A 2518-nucleotide genomic window follows, 5' to 3' on the forward strand; every position below is an offset into this window, starting at 1 on the left:
CATGCACACCCTCACCACCACCGTCGCCCACGACCTCGACTACCAACCCATCCTCATCCCCACACCCACCCCACCCGATACCCTCCCCACCCCTGCCCCGATACCGGCTGGGGGCCCCGCGCGGGACTCCGCCCCGGGCTGGCGAGGCCTCGTGCTCAGGTCGCGCCAGTTCTTCCGCGACCGGGCCGCCCTCGTCGACCCCGGGGCCGTCAGGCTGCTCTCCGCGGGCCGGTCGCTGCTCGCCGCCGTGCTCACCGCCGCCAGCCTCGTCGTCGGGCTCCGGCTCTTCAGCCAGAGCGCGGACGCCGTCCACGCCGCCGTGTTCGGAGGCGTCATCGCGATGCGCACGAGCGCCGCGACCAGCGCATCGAACGGCCCCGGACGTCGACTCACCGCCGTCCTCTGCATCGTCCCGGTCGTCGTCGCCGTCGTCCTCACGTCCGTCGTGGGCGGCCCCTCGGCCGCGTCGGTCGCGTCCGTGGTCCTCGTCGCCGTCGTCGCGGTCTGGGTGCGCAGGTACGGGCCACGATGGTCGACCCTCGGGCAGCTGCTCTTCATCGCCTACTACTTCGCGCTCCTCATAGGGCTGGAGACCGGGGACGTGCTCGTGCACGTCGTCAGCGGCGCAGTGGCGGTCGCGTGGGCATGCCTCCTGGGGTTCGTCGTCCTGCCGGATACCGCGGTGCGGCTCACCCGCGACGGTGTGGCCGCGTTCGAACACCGTCTCGCGCTCGCGCTCGACCCGCTCGTCGACGTCGTCTCGTGGGCGCGCTGGGACCCGGACCTCGCGGGCCGTGTCCGTCGCGACATGCTCCAGCTCCACCGTGCCGGGGACTTCCTCAGCGGCCAGCTCACCGCCGCGACCTCGACACTCGGGCTCACGCCCGCCCAGACGATGGTGCTGCGCCTGCACGTGTTCGACGTCGAGCTGGCGGCGGACGTGCTCGCGGGCGCCGCGAGGGGTGCGACGGGCGAGGGCATGCCCATCCCGCTCCGGGCGCTTCTCGCCGGCGAGATCACGCTCGTCCAGGAGCGCCTGCGTCACAGGCCCGCGCCCGCTGGAGCCGGCTGGACGACGGCCGACGACGACGGCGCCCGGGTGTCCCTCACCGCCCGGGACACGACCCGGTGGCCGGAGCCAGCGCGCCGCCTGTACCGCGCCGTACGCGAGCTCCTGCGGGCCATCGACGCCCTGACCGACGGCCCGACCGACCTCGCGGACCCGAGCGAGGAGGTCACGCCCGCCCCTGCCCGGACGCCCGCACCGGCGGGGCACGCCACCGGTGACGAGCCCCACCGGCCCGCTGCGCCCACCCTTGCACCGACCACGCGCCGCGCGCTCCAGGCAGGGGTGTCCACGGGGCTCGCCCTGACCCTCGGGTCGTTCGTGTCGACCACGCACCAGTACTGGGCGGCGATGCCCGCCTTCCAGGTGCTCGGTGGGACCGACGGCGAGACGTTCATCAAGGCTGCCCAGCGGATCGTCGGCACCGTCGCGGGGGCGATCGTCGGGTTCGCCGTCGCGGCCGCCTGGGGCTCCGACCACGCCGTGACCCTCCCGCTGCTCGCCCTGTGCGTCTTCGCGATGATGTACCTCCAGGGAGCCTCACCGTCCCTCATGGCGTTCTGGCAGACAGCCCTCTTCGCCCAGCTCTACGAGTTCCTGGGCAAGCTCTCCACCGAGTCCCTCGAGGTCCGGATCGTCGAGACGGTCATCGGCGCGGTGGTCGCCTTCGCGGTCGCCCGCCTCTTCCTGCCCGTGCACGTGCACGACAAGCTCGACGACGACCTCGCCGCGCTGGCCACCGACCTCTCCGCCGCCACCGCGTCCGCGGTACGGAGCCTCGGTGGAGACGTCGTCCCGGTGTCGCAGCTGCACGCGCAGGGGATGGCGGTCGACCGCAGTTTCCGTGCGTTCGAGACGACGGCGAAGCCGTTGCGCGGGACGGCGGGTGCGCACGCCCTCGGCGGGGTCGAGGGGAAGGTCACCGCCGCTTGGTCGATGGCCTACTCCGGCAGGCACCTGCTGCGCGCTGCTGCCAGGGCGACACCCGGCAGGACCGGCCTGCCACCGGAGCAGTGGGACCGGCTCGCCGACGTCACCTCGGAGAACCTCGACGCGCTGGCGGCCGCCCTGCACGGAGACCTCGACCGCCCGGTGCACCGATCTCTCGAGCTCTCCGAGGAGCTCCTCGACCATGCCCGGCACGCTCCGGGCACCACGTACCTGCTCCGGCACCTCGAGCTCCTCAACCAGAGCGCCCTGCTCCTCCTCGGCGACCTCACGGGCGAGGAGGAGGACGCCTTCGCACCCATGCCGACCGGCCGGTGAGGCCGGCCCAGAACCGTCGAGAAGAATGTCATTGAATTGGCAATCATAAAGATGAAAATGCAACCACCGAACATTCTTATCTTTTGACACCCGTCGATAAACTTCGGACGTGGAAGCCATCTGGGTGGTTCTCGGAATCGTCGTCCTGGGCGCGACGTTGCTCGATGTGTTCCTCGCTGCGTTGAA

At 71.8% G+C, this 2518-nt stretch carries 1 protein-coding gene; it reads left to right on the forward strand.

Translation table 11 applies throughout. The annotated features are described in order from the left end of the window. The coding region (locus AC2AXK_RS14535) for an FUSC family protein (protein ID WP_484346114.1) at nt 1-2332 on the forward strand (2332 nt) is incomplete at its 5' end. Nucleotides 2333-2518: the final 186 nt, after the last annotated feature.

The sequence above is a fragment of the Sanguibacter sp. Z6_81 genome, assembly GCF_057180625.1.